Source organism: Nostoc sp. DSM 114161, assembly GCF_052692665.1.
In genome coordinates this window covers 7,965,010-7,990,236 of sequence record NZ_CP195141.1, presented here as the reverse complement: position 1 = coordinate 7,990,236, position 25,227 = coordinate 7,965,010, and the positions used below count along the sequence as shown (strand labels likewise).

Below are 25,227 nucleotides of genomic sequence, written 5' to 3'. Positions count from 1 at the left end.
TAGTCATTTGTCATTAGTCATTTGTCATTTGTCATCTGTCATTGGTTATTCTCCGCGTTTTGGCGTCCCCGCGTCTCCCCCACCTTCCCACTGTGTTTATTGAGGGTATTTAATCAAAGATTTCAGCGGTTTTTAAAGATTTACCAGCTTGGTCTTTAACTGATAGAATCGGTGTCGCACTCAAAGGCCAATCTATAGCTAAATCTGGATCGTTCCAGAGAATTGTGCGATCGCCTTGGGGCGCGTAGTAATCTGTAGTTTTATAGAGAACTTCGGCTGTTTCTGAAAGTACGAGAAAGCCGTGAGCAAAGCCTATTGGTATCCAAAGTAAGCGTTTGTTCTCAGCACTGAGTTCATAACCTACCCATTTACCAAATGTCGGCGAACTCTTTCTAATGTCTACGGCTACGTCAAATATGGTGCCGGCAATTACACGAACGAGTTTACCTTGGGGTTGTTGGATTTGGTAATGCAATCCACGCAGGACGTTTTGCTTAGAGTAAGAGTGGTTATCTTGGACGAAGTTCGCAGCAATACCAGCTTCTTGAGTAAATTTTTGTTGGTTATAGGCTTCAAAGAAGAAACCGCGATCGTCTGCAAATACTTTGGGTTCGAGTTGTATAACTTCGGGAATTTTGGTACGTGTAATGCTCATTAATACTATTATGAGTAATTTGCCACAGTGTTAATTTGGGAAATAAATCACACTCTAAATACAGGTAGTAGCATAACATTTTGACCGTGCCAAAATTGAGTAAATTATGTGAGTTCAATTTGACAGTCGTCACCAATTAGAAATCGTAAAGCTTTTGGGCGACGAGGTGCAAGAGTCAATTGTGCGCGTTGTCCAATGACACTATCGATAATGCGCTGATGGATTCCGGCAATTTTCGCACCTTCTAAAATCACGCTGTGTTCTAAATCTGTATCAATGAGTGTGGCATTGTTAGCAATGCTACTATAAGGGCCAATGAAGCAGTTTTCTAAATGACAATTGTTGCCAATGATTACTGGGCCGCGAATTGTGCAGTTAATAACTTGAGATTTTGCACCGATTTTCACTCGCCCGATAATCTGACTTTGGGCATCAACTTCACCGAGATTTGATGGTGTTAAGTAGGTGTCGAGAACTAAACGATTAGCTTCTAGTAAGTCATCTTTTTTACCAGTATCTAACCACCAGCCTTGGAGTTTGTGTGCCACAACCTGTTTTTGCTGATTAATTAGGTATTGAATGGCATCAGTAATTTCGAGTTCGCCTCTAGGGGAAGGTTGGATATTGGCGATCGCATCAAAGATGATGTGAGAAAAGAAATAAACTCCTACCAATGCCAGATTTGAGGGAGGAACTTTCGGTTTTTCAATTAACTGCAATACCCTTCCTGTATCATCGACCTCAGCCACACCAAAGGCGGTAGGATTGGCAACAGGACGTAAGAGAATTAAAGCATCAGGCTGTTGTTGGCTAAATTGTTGCAGAAAGTACCTTAAGTCGCCTAATTGAATGAGGTTATCGCCCAAATACATAACAAAGGGAGAATCTCCTAAAAACGGACGGGCGATTTGGACTGCGTGGGCAAGTCCGGCTGGCTGTTCTTGTAATATGTAGGTAATCTTGGCTCCAAAGTATTCTCCATCTCCCGTTTTTGCTTGAACCTCTGCGCCTGTTTCCGGGCTGATAATGATGCCAATATCAGTAATACCGGCGGCGATCATTTCTTCGATGCCGTACCATAAAACAGGTTTGTTAGCAACTGGTACGAGTTGTTTTGCACCACTGTAAGTTAGGGGACGCAGGCGCGTACCTTTACCACCAGAGAGAATTAATGCTTTCATAAGGGTTTGTCATTTGTCATTTGTCATTTGTCATTCTCCATGTCCCCTCATCTCCCCATCTCCCCATCTCCCCATTTTCTTTCCCCGCGTCCTCTGCTCAACGGTAATATTCTACACGTAGCAGGATAATACTTCGGCGGTGGCTTGTGCGGTTTTTTGCCAACTGAATTGTTGGGAGCGGATAATTCCTTGGTTAGAAAGGCGCGATCGCAATGCCGGATCGGTTGCGATCGCTTCCATTGCCTCTGTAATTTCTCTGGTGTTGTAGGGGTGAATTAGAATCGCTGCGTCCCCAGCTACTTCTGGTAGGGAGGAAAGATTGGAGGTAATTACTGGTGTACCACAAGCCATTGCTTCTAAGACTGGTAAACCGAAACCTTCCCACAGACTGGGAAAGACAAGGGCGATCGCTTGATTGATGATTTTTGGCAGTTCGCTGTAAGGAACGTAGTCAAGGAATTTTACTCGATTAGCGATGCCGAGTTGGGTAACTTGGGCTTTTAAAGTTGGAGTGTAACGGCGATCGCTTGGCCCTGCTAACCATAGTTCATAATCTTTGCAGTTAGGTAATTCAGTAAAGGCAGTAATTAAACATTCGGGATTTTTGTGAGGATTATGGCGTCCTAAATAAAGAAAATAATTTTTGGTTGGCAAATCTAAAAAACGAAAATTATTGCTGTCATATGCTAGTGCGATCGGAGTTATTTTTGTTTCATTAACTCCCAAATATTTGCTTAAATCCTCAGCTGTTGCCCTAGAATTACAAATCACGTGTTTCGATTGTTGGATAACAGCACGAATATAATAATTGCAATAAAGTTGTTGCGCGATCGAAAACCACTGGGGAAATCTTAAAGGAATTAAATCGTGAACAGTAACAACATAAGAACATTGAGAAAATAAAGGAGCCTCTGGAATCGGAGAAAACAGTAATTTAGACTTCATCTGACGATATATACTCGGCAGTTTAAATTGCGTCCATAGCAAACGTTTTAAGTGTCCCTTTATGCCAAAATCCGTCGTCATATCTGGCGGCGAATCATAACATTTTAACCCAGAAAGTTCCTTTGGACTTAATACATCAATATCTAACTCTTTTATTTCTTTTATTAAATTTAAACTATAACTTAACCATCCTGTTGGTTGAGTAGGAGCAAAAGATAAATTTGCTAAAATAGACATAATTAAACACTTGCTTTAAGCATATTTTTTTTCTCGGTAAATAACAAGATAATAATTTTTAGGCTATTAGGATTAGCTGTAGTTACAAATTGACCGAAGAATTTATAAAATAGATATATACGTAAAAGTAATTGTTCCCACCAAGGACGATGCTTTTCATAAAAATAAATCTGGCTACGTCTATATTCAATAGCCATTGCATTTGCAGACTTTTGAATTGAATAACCTTTCAAATGAATTAAAGATACATCAGGTGTATAGATAATTTTATATCCTTGATACTGCGCTCTTTGGCATAAATCTGATTCTTCAAAATACATGAAAAAATTTTCATCAAATCCATTTAATTCCTGAAATAAACTTGAGCGAATAAAAAAAGCAGCCCCGACAACAATATCTACTTCTTGAGTTTGTTGAAATTTCTGTTCGATCGAATTTCGCTCAGAGTTATTGAGATAATTTAAATGCATCTGACGCGCTTCATATTCTCCTTTAATTCCTAAGGCGGGCGAAACAGAAATTTGGAAACTACCATCTGGATTCAGCAATTTTGGCCCAATAATTCCTATTTGTGAATCTGCTTGCATCAAATCAATTAGATGGGGTAAAATATTATAAGTAATTATAGTATCAGTATTTAATAAAAATAAGAATTTTCCACTTGCTACTTTCGCCCCTGCATTATTTCCTGCTCCAAAACCGCGATTTTGAGTTTGTTTAATTAGCCGAACTTGAGGGAATTTTTCTGCAATTAACTCAACACTACTATCGCTAGAGGCATTATCTACCACAATGATTTCATAGCTAGGTATATCGATAAACTTTTGTATAGAATTTAAGCAATCTGGTAAAAGTTCTGCTCCATTATAGTTAACTAAAATAATCGATACTGAAATAGATTGTTGCTGATTCATTTGTTTTGAATATTGCTTTTAGTTGCTTGAAATATTGGTAGCAACTTTAAAATATAATTTGAAAATTGTTGAATATCGAATAAAATTTTTACAATCCAAATTCGTAGCGCTATACCTTCAGAATGATATCCTACTTTGAAACTTTGGTAACAAAGCTTAAGAATACCTAAACCAAAATCTAAGCGGCGATCGCCAAAAGGATTAGACCAGTTTGAGTTTAATTGTTGGTAAAATTTAGCTTGGAATGCTTTACTCAAGTTACGATGAATTATATAGCTTTTAGCTGTAATGCGACATTTTTTCCTGAACCACAGCATCAGTTCTGTGTAAAAATTACCGGCATTTTGCATTGTTCCTACTGTATTGGAATTATGCAGTCTATAGCGGACTAATGGTTGCCGAATATGTCCAATTTTACCTTTTTGAATTGCCACTAAGGCTACCCACCAGTCATGATGCCAACCAATTTCATTTTGTTGGGGAAAGGGTAGAATATCGGTAATAAGAGAACTACAAAACAATAACGAACACCCGGTGACGACATTGCGAAGTAGCAATAATTCTACCGTGGCTTTTTCGGGTTGGCGTCCTTCAAAATCCCAAGTAGAATCATTGATAGTTTGGTCGTGACTGTCAATCAGTTCCAGATCTGAGTGGACTAGAAGTGCCCGTTCGGAACGTAATTTTGCGATCGATACTTCTAGCTTTTGTGCTTGCCAAATATCATCTTGATCGCAAAAGGCGATCGCTGTAATTGTAGGGTCTTGAATACAGTATTGTAAGCCACGTTCAAAATTGTAATAATGCTTCACGTTATCGTTATGAAAATGACAGATAAATCGTGAATCATGTTCGAGAATTTTTTGAATTTCTGTTTGATATTGGAGTTGGGAACAGTCGTCAACAATATGACAAACCCAATTTTGCCAAGTTTGCTTTTGAATCGACTCGATCTGTTTTCGGAAATATTCAACTTGAGGGTTATATGTCGCTAAAAGAATGCCAATTTTTTCTTTACCCTGCATTGTAGATTAATTTCTCTTTGACATAAACGAGATATTTGACTTTAAGTGAAGGCTTTGTGTTCCATGTAGAAAATAATCTATTCAACAGTATTTTTTAAAGATTATTTTGTGACTTTTAGATTAGCTTCTTTTCTAAATGCTTGAGCATTATAAATTTCCTCTAGTATCTGCCGAAGATTATACTTGTATTCCCATGTTGGATAATGAGAACGGAACTTTCTGACATCTGAAATGTACCAGATATGATCGCCAGAGCGATTGTCTTCTGTATAACTGTATTGCAGCTTTTTACCTACGATGTCTTCGCAAATTGAGATTGCTTCTAACATCGAGCAATTACTATGTCGAGAACCTCCGATATTATAAACTTCTCCACATCTAGGATTTTGATAGAAATGATAAAAAGCATTCACCAGATCGTAACTGTGGATATTATCTCTAACTTGTTTACCTTGATAGCCAAAGATGGTGTAACTGTCACCAGTGATAGTACATTTCATTAAGTAAGCTAGAAAACCATGTAACTGAGCGCCAGAATGGTTAGGGCCGGTTAGGCAACCTCCTCTAAAGGTAACAGTCCTCATGCCGAAGTATTTACCATATTCTTGAACTAGTATATCTGCGGCAACTTTAGAAGCGCCAAATAGAGAATGTTTGGAGTTGTCAATTGTCATTGACTCATCAATACCTTCTCTATATTGATGATTTGGTTGAATTTCCCAGCGGGTTTCTAACTCCTGCAAGGGTAAATAGTTAGGAGTATCCCCATAGACTTTGTTGGTTGAAGTAAATATAAAAATTGCATCAGGACAGTATTGTCTAGTCGCTTCTAGTAATACTAAAGTTCCGTTAGCATTAACTGTAAAATCTGTATGAGGGTCTTTTGCTGCCCAGTCATGGGATGGTTGTGCTGCTGTATGAATAATCAGACAAATATCAGAGGAATATTCTTGAAATAGGTTTTCGATTGCAGAGCGATCGCGGATATCAATATCATAATGACGATAGCGATCGCTGTATTTATCTTCTAGTATCCGACGATTCCACTCTGTTGATGCAGATTCACCAAAAAACACAGCCCGCATATTATTATCGATACCCACAATATCAAAACCGTGCTGGGCAAAAAAATGAACCGATTCGGAACCAATTAGACCGGATGAACCAGTAATTAAAACGGTAGGCATAATATCTGGAATTCCTCACACTACAACGATCAGTTTAGGATAAAACGGGCTTCAGAATTGTTTCATACTCAAGAATCCACTGATAAATATCTCTTAGGGTTTGTTCTGGGTTTATCATTGGTTTCCATCCAGTCTTAGAAATTATCTTAGAAGAATCTGTAATATAAATAGGAATATCACCTTGTCTGGCTGTTTCTTCTGATGCAATTGCAATAGATTTACCAGTAATTGCTTGACATAATTTAGTAGTTTCTAATAGCGATAGACTATTATCAACACCTCCACCAACATTTAAAACATCTCCATCTAGTTCGGAAAAATGTTTTAACTGGTAATCAATTAAGTGTAACAAATCTTCAATATGCAATAAATCTCTAACTTGTTTACCCGTACCGCCATAACCTATATAACTTAGAGATTTTTCAAAATAGTGTGCGGCTAACCACAAAACAAAAACACCTTGGTCAACTTTACCCATTTGCCAAGGCCCTGTAATTACACCACAACGATTGACTATTGCCTGAATATTATAAGCTTGTCGATACTCTTCGATGAGCATTTCCGAGGCAAGTTTAGTAGTACCATATAGAGAACGGTAGCTTTGAAGTGGAAATTCCTCTGCAATCCCGAAATCAGATACTCCCGGTATTGTTTGTTCGGTAGCAATCTTAAAACGGGTTGGCAGTTCTACTAAATTAATTGATTTTAGTGTTTCAATCGGATAAACGCGGCTAGTGGATAGAAAGAGCAAACGAGCTTGAATTTGTCTAGCTAATTCCAAAACATTGATAGTTCCTACTAAATTTGTTTGCAGGACGTATTGTGGGGAGTTAAATCCTGCAAGTACAGAAGGTTCAGCAGAACAATCAATAATAGTATCGACATCAAACATTCCAGGATCTAAATCGCTAGGGGAACGAATGTCACCATGAATAAATTCAATTCCCAAATTTTTGAATCTAGGAAGATTTAATTCCGAACCGCGCCTGCGAAGATTATCAAAACATATAATTTTCCACTGAGAATGATGCTTTTTTAGATGAATTGCTAAGGAACTGCCAACAAAACCAGCCCCTCCTAAAATCAGAATCTTCTCAGCCATTGGATTTTAACCTTTGATTTGCTAGCTGTTTATTTTTGCTTAGATGATAATCTCCACGCGATAAATGTTTTTCTAGCCAGATGAAGAGGACTATGAACAAATATCGGCTCCCCATTTCTTTTAGTTTTAACTTAGATACTCCTGTAGTTCTGTTTCTCCAAGTAATAGGAATCGTTGTATAAGAATATCCTCTGACTATGGCTTTGAGTGGCATTTCTACGGTTAAGTTGAAATGATGAGATACTAATGGTGAGATACCTTGAATAACTTCTTTACGATAAATTTTAAATGCATTAGTAGTGTCGTTAAATTTCAAGCCAAATAAAATTTTAATAAATAAGTTAGCTAACCGATTTACAATTAACTTATGGCTGGGATAGTCAATGACTTTACCTCCTTTTATGAAGCGGGAACCAAAAACACAATCGTATCCTTGTTGCAGTTTATGGTAGTAGGATACTATGTCTTCTGGTGCATCCGAACTATCTGCCATAACTACTGCTACAGCATCCCCTGTAAAATTTTCTAACCCACAGCGAACTGCAAAGCCGAAGCCGTTGGGGTAATAATTATTGATGTAACGCAGCTTAATATTTTCAAAATTAAGCTGCTGTAATAATTGTTCTGTGTTATCTTTGCTGTTGTCATTAACAACTAAAATTTCGTAATCTATTTTTTCTTGTTCCAAAAATTGGCTAATGGTGCGAACAGTTTGAACTATGCAATCTTCTTCATTGTAGGCTGGAATTACTATTGATAAAGTATTGATATTTGAAGTCTCTACTGTTCTTGATTCATTAGCGATCGAGCTAGAATTGACGAATAGAGCTGGAGCCAATGCTTCTGGATAATATGTAAGTGATGGTTTTTGTTTTGGAGTTTTAAATACAAAGCGATCGCTAATCAAATAATTAATCGATGCGCTGGCAAGTGCACCTATTATAGTATTAATAGCATAGTTAACTTTTAACCAATCTAAAATCGGAAATATAAATAAAATCCGAGTAATCACTGCAACTCCAGCAGAAACATGGTAAAGAGGAAGTTGTCGCAAAAATACTTCCCCAAAGTTCCAAACGCCCCCAGTCCAAACCCAAATTCGGTATATAAAAAAACTAAATACTAGGGAAATTTCAATTGAAATTATATTGGCAACATTACGCAAAAAAGGTGTATTGAATCCTAGCTTTTCAATTATTAAATAAATTAATACTAAATTTAACCCTGCCGCTAAACCACCAGCTAGTAAAAACTTTATTATTTTTGATCGAAATATTTTTTTTAACATTTTGAATTTATTACTCCCTTGATACTCTCCACTAATAAATACAATAGCTTTTATACAATGTTCCTTGTTCCTTTTTTATTCCACAACTTTTATCTTTGTTTCACCATTCAACTGAATAAACTGTTGACTTTCTTGGTCATAAACCCAAGCTTTAATAACAGTTTCACCTAGTGGTATTGACTTTAGAGAAACATTTGCTTCCCATCCTGACGTATCATAAAGACTTGAATTAAAAGCTTTTGCAACATCAGGTCTATTTAAAAATATAGTCCCATAGCCAAAAAAAGATTGATTATTGCCGTATGACAACAAAACCAGGAATGGCTGTTTTTGGCGTTCAGGGATAATACCCCAGCCAAGAAACTTTATAGTATCGTTCCTGCGTATAATTAATGGTCGATCTACTGTTGGAGGAACATCTATATTTCCGTAACTTTTTGCTGTTTTAGTTGTAAAAATTATATTTGTCTGAAAATTTCTAAACCCTAATTTTTGAAGAGTTTTGCTCGATTCTACTATTTTTAAGGGGTCAGGATAAAACATGTGCAAGCAGTTGTTAGGAGATTTAGTATCTATAAAATTTATAACTTCTAAGCAATGTTTAGCAGCATTATTCCCTTTCCAAATATTTTTACCTTGTACAATGCAACTTTTAGAGCTAAAAACAAAAATACATATTAAAAATCCCAAGCATAATCCTGAATACACGTGTGTATTTTTGACTGCATCTTGCCATTTATATACAATCCATAATCGACACAATTGTAGGCAGGATATAACTAATAATATCGAAACAGTTACGTATCTTGATGAAGTAGCTGTCTCAATACCAAAACCAGCTCTACCCAAAGTAGTAATTAATACAAATAAAACAGCAAACCAACCTAATGATAGCCAAGGAACTGCTTTACCAAAAAAAACTGATTGATAGTTTTTGAAACAGTAAATATTAAAAAATGAAAAGTTCGAGAATATTATTAATCCATTAACCATAGGAGTTAAAATAGTTTTGCCTAAGGAAAAACCTATCATGACAAAGAAATATTTAACTCCAATTAATGGCTGTTGGAAAATAAAGAATATACTAGGATGATGAGAAGGCTTTTCATAATTAATAGAGTAGATAGCAACACAAAAAGCAAAAAGTACGAGCCATACCAAAATCCTAATTTTTTTCTGTTTAGTTATCCCTTCCACTAAATATACTGATGGGAGTAATACCAGCCAAGACAGTAATCCATGAGCTGACGAAAAGCTAGCAATAATGCAGCATAGAGATGCAAGTGATAGTCTAAAATTTGGGTGCAAATTTTTAGGTACAGTAAGAATGAAAACTGCTAGGATTAGGCATGTATTTATCAATAACCAAGCTATTTGAAATCCCCATAGCCAATTTTCATACTGAAGTAAAGAAAAATTTACAACACAAGTTGTTAAATTAAATAAATGAAATAATAATTTATTATTTTTATTAGAACTATGAGCTGCAATTTTATATAAAACAGCAAAGTTTACTAAAGCCAGTAAAAGGCTAAAATAAGTTTCCAATTTAATATTCCATTTTGAGGAAAATGCAAGGATAGCAAATATTATTCTTGGAAAAAAAATACGATGCTCGTTATGTTGGGCAAAAAAATCTGAGAAGCTTGCAGTACCGCTATAAATTTTATTGAAAAGATATACTAATTCCCAATCATCCCAAACAGGGATGTTTACGGTGAAGGAAGTAACAAACCAGAAAATTAGAAGAATTGGTAAAGAGTAGGCAATTCCTAAAAATACCTTTGCTTTTTGAAAGGGCAAATGCCTAGATAATATATTTGACATTTATTACCTCTTTTAGTTAAAGCAGTGAAAAATATCTTTCGTAATTTTGAAAAGATAATTTACGTTGAATGTAAATTAAAAGAGTTTTATTTTATGTAATAAAACTAAATATAGAAGCCCTTTATCATACATATCTTTCCTCATGGCTAAGTTTTTTCTTGATTTTAGCTATCAATTCTCTATCAAATGTTTGTTCCCATGAAGAAGACCAATTGACTTTTGAGCCTGTTAGACGCAAATTCCAATCGTTCGACAGTATAACAGCTTTCGCAAGAGTTTCTGCTACTCCATCTACTGTAGGCTCTGCTGCTAGGATATTACTCGATATATCTTTGAGTCGTTCTGCTGTCTTATTCATGCAGGTATTAGTTACTACTACCATACCTGCGGCAGCCATTTCTAATGGCAGTAAACTAGGGTGAGGAGTATACATCAGAGCTAACCCTAAATCATGTTCTGGAAGTAACTCGCAGTATTCGTCTAAGCTTACCTTACCTAGCATCTGCAAAGATCGTCCATTTGCAAGAGGCACAGATGGCTTTAATTGCTCAGTTCCTATGCCGTAAAATTCCCAATCTTCGGTATCAAACACACCAGAGACTATTGCTTTATTTAGTGCCATCAAAGCAATCTCAAACATATTGCGTGCTGCATGAGTTTCGGGGCGACTGTAAAAAAGCAATTTTTTAGTAGCTTTTTTCGGAGCTAATGCAGGCAATTCAAAAGTTTGAATTGCATTCTCAAAAGATGCAATTAATGGTGAATTTTTATGTTTTGATGCAAATACCCCAATGTTCTGCTGTTGAAAATACTCCATCAACAAAGCAGTTGAGAATAATGCTGAATGGGGAAAGTCATATGACTGACGGGCTATAGCAAAGTAAGCCCCCATAGAGAATGTAAATGGCTCAAATTCCTGAATAAAGTACAAAAATTCGGGATGTCCTAATTGAGTAGATGCGTGATGAGCAATGTGAGCAGTCCACCAAGTCGTAGCAATAAATGAATCAAGGGGATTAACAGGCAATGTAACTTCACGATTATGGTGAAGCGATATCTCAATGTAATTTAATAAGTCTTCTAATCCAGGGTATTGGATCATACCCTCAGTAACCTCTTGCGGTTGAAAGTCGCATTTGTCAACAATAACTAACCTAACTTTTAATCCAGCTTTAGCTAGTAAAATCGCAAAATTAAATTTGGCAATATATCCACCAAATAAATATTTGAAATTAATTTCTGGAATCACTAAGTTAACGCGAATTGGCTGAGATTCGCCAATATCTAATTCCAAAGGTGCAATTTTTGCTTCTAGTGCTGTTTGGAAGCTATTTTTTTTTGTTGTAGTTACACACGCTGGTTCGGCAAGTATATTAGATGTCTGCCTTTTCGCAGCTGATAGTTTATTTAAATTTAATACCAAACGTTTAGATAGAGTCACTAAAACACGAGATTGGAGTAATCGCCACTCTGCATGATTGGTAGTATGTGTTTGGATTAGTGATATATGTTTTTTTAACAGAGGGAAAATAGAAAACCATCTATCGTTGAACATATTCAAAACAGAGAGATCGGTTACAGCTTTATCTCCTACTCGTAAACGCAGATTAGCTGCCATTAGTTCCAATCTACGAAATTCACATTGATAAATTGTCCATCCTCTTTGAAGATAGGCTTTTAAGTTTGCTTTAATAGAATCACGAGGACTAAAAATAAATTTCTTTGTCAGCTTCAATAATTTAAATAGACGTTCTGATGGTGAGGCAACTTGGAAATCGGCGTGACCAATTATATTTGAGCTATGCTGTATGTAATCGTATAGTGGCTCATCAATGTAAGCTATTCTTCCCATAGATCTTGCTACTATTGATAACCATTGATCGTGGAAAATTTGCCCGATTGGATAAGGAAAAGGTAACAAAACATGCATTAAACTGCGGCGAAACAAGCAAGCTGCACCTGTAATAGTATTCGCTAGCAGTAACATGGAAATATCTTCATAATAGTTTTCTCTATTAACCCAGTAAGTGTTAAAAATTATTTCTCCGTTTTCCTTAACAATACGCATATCAGAATAAACCAAACTGACATCCGGTTCCATACTGGCCAAACAACGGCTTAGTTTATTTTCATACCAATAGTCATCTTGATCTGAAAATGCAATATATTCAGCAACATCACCAACTCTTTCTAAAGCTCTTTCAAAGTTTCTATAAAACCCTAGATTTGAATCATTACGATAAACATGAATGCGCGGATCTATCTCACAGACTTTGCAAAGTTCTTTAAAGGACTTTTGTGAAGATTTATCATCGTTAACTATTAAAATCCAGTTTTTATGAGTTTGGTTAATAATAGAATTTATCTGCTTCTTAAAACTCTCAATTTTCGGGTTATATGTAGCCATACAAATCGCAATCAAAGGCTCATTAAGATCGGGATTAACCTTTGATTTAGATACTGTTTCTACTGCATTGTTGGCTTGACAGTACACATACCCTATATCTAAAGAATTTACGCGATCGCTGTAGTAAAAATTCAGAGTCAATTTTAATTTTTTACCGATGTCGTCTTTGACAAACGGAATCATTCCATAAAAACCGGAACTAAGACTTTTATAAGCAGGAGATATAGATTTGTAAACAGCAAATACATCAGTCCTCAAATCATTGATATGTGTGAGAGAATGAATTTTCTCGTTTATGGAGACCGATATTCCTCTAATTTGCTCGTCTGTATCTAAGCACCAGCCTGAAAATGGAATATAAGTACCCTGTCCTACAGTCACTACGTTTGGAATTGGGATATCGACAGAATAAATAAACGACATTGGTATGCACCGAGAAACTACATAATAATTAACTGCATCAATAGTATGTAACTCAACTTAATTATAATTAGTAAATCAATTACTCTATTTCGTTTTTTTAATATCATAATAAATATTATGATTTCACATTATCCTCTGTTTGATTGACATTTTAAGTTGTTTTATATATAAACACAAGCATAAGTATTTTCATATAAAACAACTTAATCATTAGGCATTTTAATCTTTACTTTAATCTGAGTTATGAGTCAATACGGTTCAGCTAAGGAAATCGATCTGCTCGGGTAAATAGGGGAAACAGAGAGAGATAAAAAAGCTTAGCTGAACTGCATTGAGTTATGAGGTCAATAAAAATCAAGCTTGATTTTTTAGCTAACTTTAAGAAATAGTTGATGCTGCTTTTTGCATCACAATTATTGCTTGTGGAATAACAGCAGAGTCATACATAAAATCGCGAAATATTAAAAAACGTGTCCATTCTCGCTCTACATAGCCACGGGGAATCAAAGTTTCTCCATAAAATGATGCAGGTCTGGAGACTCCTCCACCAGTCGCTTCATGTAAAAATTTTCCATTATCATATGCGCTTAAGGCAGCATGATAATCCACAAATGAGTTAGCTAATCCCTGTGCGTGTGAATCGTTGTGAGATCCTTGCTCGCGCAGCGAACGGCATAAATCTAAATGCGATCTGCTTCGAGTTGTAACAATTAGTAATCCATTGGGTTTTAGTATTCTAGAAAATTCTTCTATCCACTTAATATGTGTTGCTTCATTGAGATGAGAAAAAACTGAGTAAGCATAGATTAAATCGAAGCTTTCACTAGGTAAGTTAGATGGAGGCGATGAGTTAACAACGTTATATTTTCCATACTTTACAGTCTTTCTACAAAGATTTATCATTTCCTCATCCACATCCACACCATAGACATTATCTATAGGAACATCCTTGAGGAAAAAACGAATAATTCTTCCCCAACCACACCCAAAATCTAACACATGGCTATCCGATGATAAATTCTGGTCAAATGAAGACAAGTATTTTTTAATAATACAGTAAAAATTAAAAGCTTCTTGAAGATTATACTTTGCAGTGGAACCTACTGATGAAATTTGTATTTCATCAGATGGAAATCCAGGTAACTCTATGCCATTAATTATTGGGTTCTTTACACTTTGTAAAAGTACTTTGAGCCAATCTTCATTATTAAAATTATGAAAAACATCCCGCAGTTCTCTAGAACTAGTTGGTTTGTCTTCCATTTCCCTCTTATTAACCAAATTCAAAAACTTTTTTACCTTCAACCATTGTGTTCGTAACTTCCAAAATTTACTTGTCTCCATTGCCTCAACTTGATTCTGAGTATTCTGGAAATTGACTTTCATTTGTTGAAGCTCTAACTCTAACTCTTTTAACTTAGTTTGAGTTTGTTGTAACTGAGATTGAGATTGCTCTAATTCTGCCTGAGTTTGTTGCAACTGAGATTGAGATTGCTTTAATTCTGTCTGAGTTTGTTGTAACTGAGATTGAGATTGCTTTAATTCTGTCTGAGTTTGTTGCACTTGAGATTGGGATTGTTTTAATTCTGTCTGAGTTTGTTGCACTTGAGATTGGGATTGCTGTAATTCTGTTTGAGTTTGTTGCACTTGAGATTGAGATTGTTGTAATTCTGTTTGAGTTTGTTGCACTTGAGATTGTGATTGCTGTAATTCTGTTTGAGTTTGTTGTAATTTAGATTGACATTGCTGTAATTCTGATTGTGTTTGTTGTAGTTGTAATCGTGTTTGCTCTAAAACGTCCCCAGTTTGACGCCAACCTATTTCCATCCAGTTCAATAAATCATCCTGGCTATCAATATAAACTGAATCAATATTTGGGTTATTAGTAAGACTCTTATCTGAACATATCGCAAAAAAATAAATTGGTGCATTTAAGCTAGAAACTTTTTGCTTGACTTGGTTAGCATCTGTTGTAAAAGCTTGAAAAATGTTTGCTTGAGAATTTTCTAATTTAAATATGAAAGATCCTATAGCCATTCTTTGCCCATAAATTTCAACATAATCAAAATAACGTCTTAATAGGGCTGTTAATTCCTCATAATAAAGCTCTTTGACATGAAATGGATTAGAATATTTAGGTTCATCTGAATAAGTTAAGCGATTAGGAGAGGAAATAATTAATATTCCACCAGGCTTAAGAACTCGCTTAATCTCTTGCATCATTTCTTCATGCTTATCGTGATGCTCGATTGTTTCAAAAGATGTTACTACATCAACTGAATTATCGGGTAGCGGTATTGAGTCGCACGAACCCACCATAAATGTTACATTCTTATGAGTACTATACTCTTTAGTGGCATACTCTACAACTTCAGAATTAATATCAACTCCAAGAACTGATTTGGCTACACTTGCGAGTAATGCACAACCATATCCCTCACCGCAAGCAATATCTAATACAGATTTCCCAGCTACATAGTCAACACATAGAGCATATCGATGTAGATGCTCATATTTAATTTGACCATTTAGAGAAGGAACATATCTCTCACCTGTAATTTCCATACTTCCTATGAATTTGATAAAATTACTTTACTGCTACTAAAGCTTGTGCAGAAGGATAGTCAACAGAGAACAACCGACACTCTGTAAATCCTGCTTGGATTACGTGCTTCCACGCGTCACATCCATATTCTGTATGAACTACAAAATCTGGTTGATTTTCTTGAGAACCATGATAACTTGCAGGCATCCCTTCTCTAGAAATAGTTAGCCTATCAACAACCATAGGTATAGTAAAAGCACAATATCCACCTGGCTTTAATATCCTGTAGCACTCCGATAAACCTCGAATTGGATGCTTGATGTGTTCTAAAACATCCGAATGAACAACCAAATCAAAAGTCATATTTGCAATTTTCATATTCATCATATCTATTTCCGGATATACCTTTAAAGTATGACTCGGTATTTCGACTAAAAACTTTGTTAAACTCCCAGCTTCATTGATTTCTAAGATTTGTAAGTTTTGGATTTTTTTCTGTTTAACAAAATCTTTAAAAAAACCTGTATAGCCAAAACATTTCATTATTGCTTTGGCTAGTACCATTGAGCGTAAGTTAGATTTGCAGTCTATACAATGTAGACCTTGCTGTTTGTTAATATATTCAACTTCATAAGGTGCTATACGCCATTCATCGATTAATTCTTTCCACAGAACATCGTAAGCATTTAAGTTACTGGAGCCGCAACAATAACAAATCATTTGACTAAGGTATTTGTTAATAATTGATTTGTTAAGAAAATATCTACTTCATGGGAAACGGTAACTTTAGTAAATCTAATAAAACCAAAAGTTAAATCGGTAACCCCGGATTCTATCGCAACAGGAGCCTGCAACCAATCCATCATTTCATGGCTTTCCTGGCTACCATCGGCTACAGCTGGTTCAAGTGAATAATTATCACTTTTAATATGAGGCCATTTTATGCTAAAAATCACACTAATCAGTTTTTCTTTTTCAAATTTTGGTAATGGATACTTATACTGGTCTGTGTTCCATCCAGCAATCGGTACTCTTAATCTGTCATACATTGTAATACCAAAAATTGGACTTTCAACGTAGTCGTGACTGACAATTTTTGTGCAGATTATCAAAGTATCATCAGGCATAACAAAACCTGTTTTTTGCCCTTCCTTGTTAAAAATTTCTAAACTTAAAATTTCACAACGTCCGGTACCAAACCTCTTAACTGTCGGAAATGCCAGAAATTCTTTACCCGTAAAACAATTTTGATTTAAATTTTCTATATATTTATCGGATTTAACTTCTATGTTACCTTTGGAATTTTTGATAATTTCTATCTCTGGTTGCGAATCACTTAAGCGTTCTGTCTTTTTTTTAATTCCATCGTTTATTTTGTTATATACCCAAGCTTGGTATGATTTACTAACATCTAATGGAGCACCTTGTTCAACAATTTGACCATGATTAATCCAAATACTGCTGGAACAAAGGCGATTCACAGATGCTATATCATGAGACACAAACAAAATAGTTCCACCAGAGTCTTGAAAATCTTTAATTTTTGCCATGCAGCGATGCACAAACACGCCATCTCCTACAGACAAAGCTTCATCTACAATCAAAATTTCGGGATTCACATTAATAGCTACTGCAAATGCCAAGCGGACAAACATACCGCTGGAATAAGTTTTAACAGGTTCATCAATAAAATCTCCTATATCTGCAAATGCAGCTATTTCTTCAAATTTTTGCTCAAGTTCTATTTTACTTAAGCCTAGTAACTGTCCGTTAAAAAATACGTTTTGTCGCCCAGTAAACTCTGGGTTGAATCCACTTCCTAACTCTAGCAAGGCGGAAACTCGACCATTAACTTTTACAGCACCCGTAGTTGGAGTCAGAGTCCCAGCAATGATGTGTAGCAAAGTACTTTTACCAGAGCCATTTTGACCAATAATTCCTACAGTTTCTCCCTTGGGAATATCCAAATTAATATCGCGTAATGCCCAAAATTCATCTGCTCTACATCTTCCTGGTAAAACAATCTCTTTGAGTCGCTCTACAGGATGAGCATATCGTTTAAAGCACTTAGATATATTCTTCAAGGAAATTGCAGCTTTTTCTCCCATATTTTGCTATTAATCCTCAGAACTGCCACGTTATTAATTAAAGACAATTATGCGTCTCAACTGCAAAATTCGTCTTTACAATACATCTGCAAAAGCTGGACGCAGGTGGCGATAACACCACAATCCTACACAAAAAACTACTAACGCAATTATTGACGAAACTCCAAACTCACCCCAATGTTTTACTTCTCCTGCTAAAATTAAATCTCGATATACTTCAACAATTCCTGTCATTGGATTTAACCAAAATACCCATCCCCGCCATTCCTCTGGAATTGCTGATGCTGGATAAATAATCGGTGTCAAATACATCCAAAGATTTAAAATCACCCCTAAAGTCTGCGGAATATCTCGCAAAAATACCGTTAGTCCTGCTACTAAATAGCCCAATCCTGCTGTGAGCAATAATTGGGTTAGCCATACCAAGGGTAATAGCGCCAAGGTAACATGTAAAGTATGAGAACTTACCGCCACAAAAAAAATCAACGCTATTAAACCGAAGTAACTCTCAATGAATGCTGATAAAATTGGCACGAGCGGTAACAAAACTACAGGAAATACAACCTTTTTGACTAAATTCGGCTGTACTACAACTGAACTAGCAGACTGTATCAATCCTCCTGAAAAAGTAATCCAGGGAAGCAAACCCGCAAATAGCCACAAACCAAAAGTCAAGTTATTTTCTGGTAAATTTTTGATACTCAACTTCACTCTCAGCACAATCGAAAACACATAGGTATAAATAAGTAATTGTGATAGCTGATTTAGCACAGGCCACAAATTACCTAAAATAGAACCTTTATACCGCGCTTCTAAATCCCGCCTGACCAAAGTTCTCAGCAAGTTAAATTTTGCCCACCATCCTTCATTTACAGGTACTATGCGCCTGAGCCTTCGCGCTTGACGTATAAATCCTCGCATTGTTCGTAACAACTCCTGCTTCTTCGTTCACTACCTACACACCCAATTCCTTGAAAGCCTTATAGCTATAAAAATATACTTAATGTTTTTTGGAAAATAATTGTTACCACCAAATTTTCCCGAAATTGTCTTGGTGATTATACAATGAATCGGCTATAGCCAAGTGTATTTTACTAGAAATATAAATTTTATCGGCAACATTGCTTTGTTTATTGAAGGGCAATTTTATGCTTAACTAAAAGTATCTGGATCGATTGAGAGCGATCGCAAATACTCTGCCAATCTATCGGCCCGTTGGCGTTCTTGTTCGGCCCGTTGGCGTTCTTGTTCAGCTTTTTCTTTTGATGTCGGCACCCAGTCTGCTGCATCATACCAACGCAACCACAAGCCTGTTGTCTGCTGGTAAGTACCTTGCCACAGACCCAATCCTAGTTCTAATTCTTCCAACCAAAAGCGGTTCTCTGGTAAGGAAATTGCCTCGTAGCGAGTGCCTTGAAGTTGAAAGGCACGCAAATGATTTTCATAGCGGTCATAAATAACGTAGTAGGGAACTCGCAAAATACGTTCATATACTTCCCACTTGGTTGGAGGCTTGTTGACCTCGCGCAGGGTTTTTCCTAAATCTTCTTGTTCTGTGCCAGGTGAGAGTAATTCCACGACTAAAAAAGGCACAACTCCCTCTTGCCAAATGACGTAACTTAAGCGTAGATCTTGCTGTTGAGTAGCACTAGCTACTCCCAGAACCATATACCAATCAGGACGCTTGTACCATAAAGTATGACGGGGATCGTAGTAGAGATTTAAATCGCTAGCAAGTAAAATTTCTTCAGATGGATAAGTCAGAGGTTGACAAGTCTCAGTCAGCAAATCCGCCTGAATGCAGTGAAATTCATCTGGCAAACCTGATTCCCCTATTAATTCACTAGGCAAATCATACATCGTAGGCATGGTTTCTTGCGGTGGACGGGGGGGATCTGTTTGATACATGACTGCTACCTTTGTTGCTTAACTCAAACTATCAGGATTTACTCCTAACGATCGCAAATATTCTGCCAACCGTTGCGAGCGCAGCTGTTCTTGTTCCAACCGCAATTGTGCCTCAGATGCTTGTTGCTGTGCTTGAGATGCTTGTTGCTGTGCTTGAGATGCTTGTTGCTGTGCTGCAATAGCCACTTGTTGTGCTGCGATCGCAGCTTCCTCTGGTGTTGGAACTAAATCACCCTCTGGTGTAAAGTAACGCAGTTTACCTGCTTCTACGCCTAAATACAGCCCCAGCACATCGCTCCAACGCCATCCCCGCGCATTTGGTGTAATTTCTTGATACTTGTTGCCTACCAATTCAAAACCGACAAATTCCAAATTTTCTGGCGAAAACCAGAAATATTCTGGCGTGTGAAATCGATTTTCATAAAGATTCTTCTTTAAATTTCGGTCAATATCAGCTGTACTTTCAGAAAGTAATTCAATAATCAAATCTGGATAACGACCATCTTCTTCCCAAACTACCCAAGAATTGCGCGATCGCTTTTCGGTGTCTTTGACTAAAAAAAAGTCGGGGCCGCGAAAATCCCGATTTCGCAACTGCTGACGGCTAAAATAAATTGTTAAATTCGCACCTATAAAGAAATCATTGCGATCGCGCCACAGCCACTCAAGGGAAGTTACTAGCAACAATAGCTGCATGTAGTGTAATGAAGTTTCCATCTCCGGCTCATCACTTAACAACCGAGTTGCATCGGGCATCTGTTGTTCTAGCTGTTGCGCTGTGACAAACATTATCGTTGTACCTGTTTGGTTGTTGATTTAATTTTAAGCTTTTTGTCATTTGTTATTTGTCATTTGTTATGGGCCAAACAGCGAGTCCTGTTAGCGGTAGCGGGGCGTTCAGCCCGTTATAAATTCTCCCCATCTTCCTATCTCCCCACCTCCCCACTTCTCTATTGAATTTATGAGAGCTGAGTCACGGATTCAGCTAAACTGAGACTGGTTTATCTGAAATTGTAATCAGGCATGGAAATCGGACAAAAGGTTAAGGTATATCGTTTGCGCGATCGCGTTTCTTCTCCCATTGCGAAAAAATTAGGACAAGTGGGTGTTATCCAAGGGTACAAAGTCACCGATGGTCAAGGAATCGGTGTAGTAGTGCAGTTTGAGGATAATTCTTCTACTTGGTTTTTTGAAGATGAAATCAAGCCTGTGTAGGGAAAAAACTCAAAAACGGATTTTTCTGTTGAATTGTGAATCTGAAAGCCCAGGTTGAGAATCTTTGTTGAATGCTAAGTTGGAGTTGAAGATCGGCGGTGAAAAGAGGAATCAAATAATGGCTCTAATATTGACATTTTTGGGCAAAGGCGGCACCGCTCGTACCAAAATTGCGATCGCCGCCGCCAAATTATTGGCAAGCCAAGGCAAGCGCGTACTTTTAGCAGGACTAGCAGAACCAACACTGTCAATCCTGCTGGGTACTCCTGTTGGTTCCGAACCTCAGGAAATCGCACCCAATTTGCAAGTAGTAAAGTTTCAAGCATCTGTACTACTAGAGAGCAACTGGGAAGAAGTAAAGAAACTTGAGGCACAATACCTCCGTACACCCATATTCAAAGACGTTTTTGGTCAAGAATTGGTAGCATTACCGGGAATGGACAGCGCCCTTGCCCTGAATGCTATTCGGGAATACGATGCCAGTGGCAAATATGATGCGATCGTCTACGATGGCACAGGTGACTCTTTAACCCTGCGGATGCTCGGATTGCCAGAGTCTCTGAGTTGGTACGTCCGGCGATTCCGGCAATTGTTTGTTAACTCTGACTTAGGCAAAACAATTGTGGAATCGCCTTTAATTCAACCACTAATTAGTAGTTTTTTCAACGTCAATTGGACAGCAGACAACTTTGCAGGGCCTACTAACCAAGTCAATAATTTGTTAGACAAAGGTAGAGCTGCTCTTGCCGATCCCAAGCGCGTTGCTGCTTTTTTGGTGACGACACAAGACCCGATTGAGGTGGCAAGTGCCCGGTATTTATGGGGTAGCGCTCAACAAATCGGTCTAACTGTCGGTGGCGTTCTGTTTGTATCTTCCGAGACAAACATCAAGTTGTCAGAGGAATTTACACCTCTACCTGTGAGCGTCATTCCCGACTCCACAACAGGTGAGTGGCAAACACTCATAGATGCCCTACCTAATTTTGAAGCCCAAGCAGTACAGGCTCCCAAACCAATTGAAATTGACATCCACAATCGTCAGGTACGCTTATTCTTACCAGGATTTGACAAAAAACAGGTCAAACTTACCCAGTATGGCCCAGAAGTCACGGTGGAAGCAGGAGACCAACGGCGGAATATTTCCTTGCCCCCGGCTCTAAGTGGTAGACCTATTGCTGGAGCAAAGTTTCAGAATAATTATTTGATAATTTCGTTTTAATTTGGTTAGGAATTAGGAACAAAGTTAGGAGTTAAGAGTGAGGAGTTAGGAATAAAAATGATAATTCATAACTCATGACTCATAACTCCTCACTCCTCACTCTAAAGAAATACGCCTTATGTCAGAACTAACTCCCATTACCCCAGATTCCAAACCCGCTGAGGCATTAGACTCAGCCATCGATAATCCTAGCGACCAAGGAATAGTAACTGAACGCACTGCCAAAACTCGGCAATTGCTGGGGATGAAAGGTGCATCACCAGGAGAAACTTCAATTTGGAAAATCCGGTTGCAACTGATGAAGCCCATCACCTGGATTCCCTTAATTTGGGGCGTAGTCTGTGGTGCGGCTTCTTCTGGTAACTATACCTGGACGCTAGAAAATGTTTTGAAGGTAGCAGCCTGTATGTTCCTGGCTGGGCCATTGATGACAGGTTATACCCAAATCCTCAATGATTACTACGATCGCGAAATCGATGCCATCAATGAACCCTATCGCCCGATTCCCTCTGGAGCAATTTCTCTCAACCAGGTAATTACGCAGATTTGGGTATTATTAATTGGCGGTATTGGTTTGGCATTTTTGCTCGATGTCTGGGCTGGTCATGAATTCCCCACGATTGGTGCGATCGCTATTATCGGTTCTTTCATCGCCTATATTTATTCTGCGCCTCCCCTAAAACTCAAACAAAACGGTTGGCTGGGTAGCTACGCCTTGGGTGCAAGCTATATTACCCTGCCTTGGTCTACAGGACACGCTTTGTTTGGCGACCTCAATTCTACAATTGTGATTTTGACAATGTTCTACAGCTTAGCTGGATTGGGTATTGCCATTGTCAACGACTTCAAGAGTGTAGAAGGCGATCGGCAGTTAGGGTTAAATTCGCTACCCGTCATGTTTGGTATCAACACTGCCGCCTGGATTTGCGTACTGACAATTGATGTATTTCAAGGATTCATTGCAGCTTATCTCGTTTACATCCATGAGAATTTGTATGCAGGAATACTAATACTGTTAATCATCCCGCAAATCATCTTGCAGAATATCTATTTTTTACGCGATCCTGTGGCTAATGACGTTAAGTACCAAGCTAGCGCCCAACCATTCCTAGTTTTGGGAATGCTCGTTGTTGGTTTAGCACTCGGCCATGCTGGGATTTAACAAAACAGTTAGGAGTTAGGAGTTAGGAGTTATTATTCTCCCTCATCTCCCGCACCTCCCCAGCTCCCCATCTCCTAAGCACTCAACCAAGAAACTTATACTTCTATAGTGAGAAGTTAAGAATTAGGAGTTAGGAGTTAATATACTTCTAACTCCTAATTTCTATCAGGAAATGCCGTGCTAGAACCGATCTACTTCCTCATTCGTGGAATTCAACCTTTGTTAGTCCCGATTTGCTTTGTTGTTGCTTGGGCTGTAATGATTCTGGCTATTTTGAATATTTGGGCAGCAGCGCGAGATAGTGTAGCTACAGCCAAACAAATGCATCAAATCCCCTGTACTGGTTGCCAATATTTTACCGATAATTACCGTCTTAAATGCACTGTCCGCCCATCCATTGCCAACACAGAAGAAGCAATTGATTGTTCTGACTATCAACCGAAGACGAATCCTTATTTGTATTAGGGAGTGGGGGAGATAGGAGGCTCTTGAGGCAGGGGAAAAGGTTAAAGGGAAAAGGAATAAATTTAATTTTTCCCCTTTTCCCCTTTCCCCTTTCCCTTTCCCTATATTCTGTTTGCCCCATACCTAATGACTAATTTCTAACAAAACCTTTAAAACTCCACGACTTTGGGCTTGTTCAAAAGCCGCAAGCCCTTCAATTAGGGGGTAGCTGGCATGAATTAGGGGTTGTACGTCCACTTGTTTTGTGGCTAGCAACTGGAGTGCTGGGGGAAAGGGGCCGCAACGAGAGCCGATGAGGGTGATTTCATCCACCACTAAAGAAGAAGCATCCAGGCTGAGGTTGCCAGCATACGTACTTTTAAGGACTAATGTACCGCGTGGACGTAGGGCACGACGGGCGATCGCAAATCCTTCTGGATTGCCAGTACATTCTACTGAGATATCAAAATATCCATCTGTGACAGCATTAGCAAGACTTGTTTTAATCCCGCGTACCTCTAGGTTGGCAAGTTTGTCTTGATGACGCCCTACAACCAACAACTCACAGCCAGTTAGAGCTAGTGTCTGGGCTACCAACTGCCCTAGTTTGCCGTCTCCCACCACCAGCACGCGATTGTCTTGATGTAATGGTACTTGCTGTTGAATTTCCAGAGCTGCTGCTAAAGGTTCAGTAAATGTTGCTACTTCTGTTGGCACATTTTCAGGTACTAAATGTAGATTCTCTAGTGGCAAACACAGATAATCTGCAAAGGCTCCGTGACGGTTAACAATACCTAAAACAGTTCGGTTTTCGCAGTGAGTCGGTTGTCCGCTGCGACAAAAACGACAATGGCCGCAGACAGCGTTGATTTCTCCAACTACACGTTGGTTAACTAAGTGTTCTGGCCCTTGTTCGACAACGCCGACAAATTCATGACCTAGAATACCAGTATAAGGATAGTAGCCTCTAAGTAATTCCAGATCGGTATTACAAATACCCGCACGCAAGACGCGTACCAGAGCTTCTCCCGACGCCGGTTCAGGAATGGGGATATCTGTGCGTAGTTGCAATTGGTTGTTTTCGAGCCAGAGTCCTTTCATTACTGTTTCAGGGGTAATAAAAAAGATAAGTTTTTGTGTATCTAATACAGCACATGTTTTTGTGTTGACTGTTGACTCTAAGCGATCGACAGTATGAGTAACTGTGTAATTTCAAAGCGTAATAGCTTAGTAAACGCGGGATTAATCGGTATATAGTATAACAACTTCTCTAGGATAAAGATAAAATTAAAAGCAGCAGAATAAAAAACCATTTATAAAGTAAATCTTAAGTAGGGTGCGTTATGGCTTTAGCCTAACGCACCGCTATACAAAACGCTGCGTGTAAAATTGCCTAAATTATCCAGAATAATTTAATTTACGAGTCATAAACTTG

Annotated in this window: 21 protein-coding genes; 4 read left to right on the top strand and 17 right to left on the bottom strand. The window is 37.8% G+C overall.

Annotated features, from left to right (window positions below; all coding sequences use genetic code 11):
• Window positions 1-109 precede the first annotated feature (109 nt).
• The 16 genes from rfbC to NSTC745_RS33415 form a co-directional block, all read right to left on the bottom strand.
• The gene (rfbC, locus tag NSTC745_RS33490; RefSeq protein ID WP_445634877.1) at window positions 110-655 is read right to left on the bottom strand and encodes a dTDP-4-dehydrorhamnose 3,5-epimerase; all 546 of its coding nucleotides are present in this window, start codon (window positions 653-655) and stop codon (window positions 110-112) included.
• Window positions 656-759: 104 nt separating this feature from the next.
• Window positions 760-1,836, bottom strand: a complete 1,077-nt coding sequence (locus NSTC745_RS33485; protein WP_445634876.1) for a glucose-1-phosphate thymidylyltransferase — start codon at window positions 1,834-1,836, stop codon at window positions 760-762.
• A 111-nt stretch (window positions 1,837-1,947) separates the two neighbouring features.
• A complete protein-coding gene (locus NSTC745_RS33480; RefSeq protein WP_445634875.1) occupies window positions 1,948-3,018 on the bottom strand; it encodes a glycosyltransferase family 4 protein in 1,071 nt (356 codons plus the stop codon).
• Between the two features lie 2 nt (window positions 3,019-3,020).
• A complete protein-coding gene (locus NSTC745_RS33475; RefSeq protein ID WP_445634874.1) occupies window positions 3,021-3,932 on the bottom strand; it encodes a glycosyltransferase family 2 protein in 912 nt (303 codons plus the stop codon).
• Entirely contained in the window at window positions 3,929-4,957 is a 1,029-nt protein-coding gene (locus NSTC745_RS33470; RefSeq protein ID WP_445634873.1) for a glycosyltransferase, read from the bottom strand. Before NSTC745_RS33470 ends, NSTC745_RS33475 begins: the two co-directional genes overlap by 4 nt.
• Window positions 4,958-5,058: 101 nt before the next feature.
• Complete coding sequence (locus NSTC745_RS33465) at window positions 5,059-6,144, bottom strand: NAD-dependent epimerase/dehydratase family protein (protein WP_445634872.1); 1,086 nt, start codon at window positions 6,142-6,144, stop codon at window positions 5,059-5,061.
• A gap of 34 nt (window positions 6,145-6,178) precedes the next feature.
• Window positions 6,179-7,246, bottom strand: a complete 1,068-nt coding sequence (locus NSTC745_RS33460) for an NAD-dependent epimerase/dehydratase family protein (protein WP_445634871.1) — start codon at window positions 7,244-7,246, stop codon at window positions 6,179-6,181.
• Window positions 7,239-8,534, bottom strand: coding sequence for a glycosyltransferase (locus tag NSTC745_RS33455; protein ID WP_445634870.1), 1,296 nt, complete (start codon window positions 8,532-8,534; stop codon window positions 7,239-7,241). The genes NSTC745_RS33460 and NSTC745_RS33455 overlap by 8 nt, the downstream gene beginning before the upstream one ends.
• Before the next feature lie 75 nt (window positions 8,535-8,609).
• A complete protein-coding gene (locus NSTC745_RS33450) occupies window positions 8,610-10,361 on the bottom strand; it encodes a hypothetical protein (protein WP_445634869.1) in 1,752 nt (583 codons plus the stop codon).
• Window positions 10,362-10,485: 124 nt separating this feature from the next.
• Window positions 10,486-13,191, bottom strand: coding sequence for a rhamnosyltransferase WsaF family glycosyltransferase (locus NSTC745_RS33445; protein ID WP_445634868.1), 2,706 nt, complete (start codon window positions 13,189-13,191; stop codon window positions 10,486-10,488).
• Between the two features lie 378 nt (window positions 13,192-13,569).
• Window positions 13,570-15,756 (bottom strand): methyltransferase domain-containing protein, encoded by a 2,187-nt coding sequence (locus NSTC745_RS33440; RefSeq protein WP_445634867.1) that lies wholly within the window; start codon window positions 15,754-15,756, stop codon window positions 13,570-13,572.
• Window positions 15,757-15,778: 22 nt separating this feature from the next.
• A complete protein-coding gene (locus NSTC745_RS33435; protein WP_445634866.1) occupies window positions 15,779-16,300 on the bottom strand; it encodes a class I SAM-dependent methyltransferase in 522 nt (173 codons plus the stop codon).
• Window positions 16,301-16,452: 152 nt separating this feature from the next.
• On the bottom strand, window positions 16,453-17,844 hold the full coding sequence (locus NSTC745_RS33430) for an ABC transporter ATP-binding protein (RefSeq protein ID WP_445634865.1): 1,392 nt from the start codon (window positions 17,842-17,844) through the stop codon (window positions 16,453-16,455).
• A gap of 75 nt (window positions 17,845-17,919) precedes the next feature.
• Complete coding sequence (locus NSTC745_RS33425) at window positions 17,920-18,765, bottom strand: ABC transporter permease (RefSeq protein ID WP_445634864.1); 846 nt, start codon at window positions 18,763-18,765, stop codon at window positions 17,920-17,922.
• 231 nt (window positions 18,766-18,996) lie between these two features.
• Complete coding sequence (locus tag NSTC745_RS33420) at window positions 18,997-19,752, bottom strand: Uma2 family endonuclease (RefSeq protein ID WP_445634863.1); 756 nt, start codon at window positions 19,750-19,752, stop codon at window positions 18,997-18,999.
• Window positions 19,753-19,770: 18 nt separating this feature from the next.
• Complete coding sequence (locus tag NSTC745_RS33415) at window positions 19,771-20,541, bottom strand: Uma2 family endonuclease (RefSeq protein WP_445634862.1); 771 nt, start codon at window positions 20,539-20,541, stop codon at window positions 19,771-19,773.
• 234 nt (window positions 20,542-20,775) lie between these two features.
• On the opposite strand from NSTC745_RS33415, the gene petP reads away from it, so the two are divergent.
• From petP to NSTC745_RS33395, 4 genes are all read left to right on the top strand, one after another.
• Window positions 20,776-20,967, top strand: coding sequence for a cytochrome b6f subunit PetP (gene petP / locus NSTC745_RS33410; RefSeq protein ID WP_445634861.1), 192 nt, complete (start codon window positions 20,776-20,778; stop codon window positions 20,965-20,967).
• 118 nt (window positions 20,968-21,085) lie between these two features.
• Entirely contained in the window at window positions 21,086-22,186 is a 1,101-nt protein-coding gene (locus tag NSTC745_RS33405) for a Get3/ArsA fold putative tail anchor-mediating ATPase NosAFP (protein WP_445634860.1), read from the top strand.
• A gap of 118 nt (window positions 22,187-22,304) precedes the next feature.
• The gene (gene chlG, locus NSTC745_RS33400; RefSeq protein WP_445634859.1) at window positions 22,305-23,348 is read left to right on the top strand and encodes a chlorophyll synthase ChlG; all 1,044 of its coding nucleotides are present in this window, start codon (window positions 22,305-22,307) and stop codon (window positions 23,346-23,348) included.
• A 177-nt stretch (window positions 23,349-23,525) separates the two neighbouring features.
• A complete protein-coding gene (locus NSTC745_RS33395; RefSeq protein ID WP_445634858.1) occupies window positions 23,526-23,813 on the top strand; it encodes a hypothetical protein in 288 nt (95 codons plus the stop codon).
• A 123-nt stretch (window positions 23,814-23,936) separates the two neighbouring features.
• Here the strand turns inward: NSTC745_RS33395 and NSTC745_RS33390 are convergent, their stop codons facing one another.
• Complete coding sequence (locus NSTC745_RS33390) at window positions 23,937-24,893, bottom strand: MDR/zinc-dependent alcohol dehydrogenase-like family protein (RefSeq protein WP_445634857.1); 957 nt, start codon at window positions 24,891-24,893, stop codon at window positions 23,937-23,939.
• Window positions 24,894-25,227: the final 334 nt, after the last annotated feature.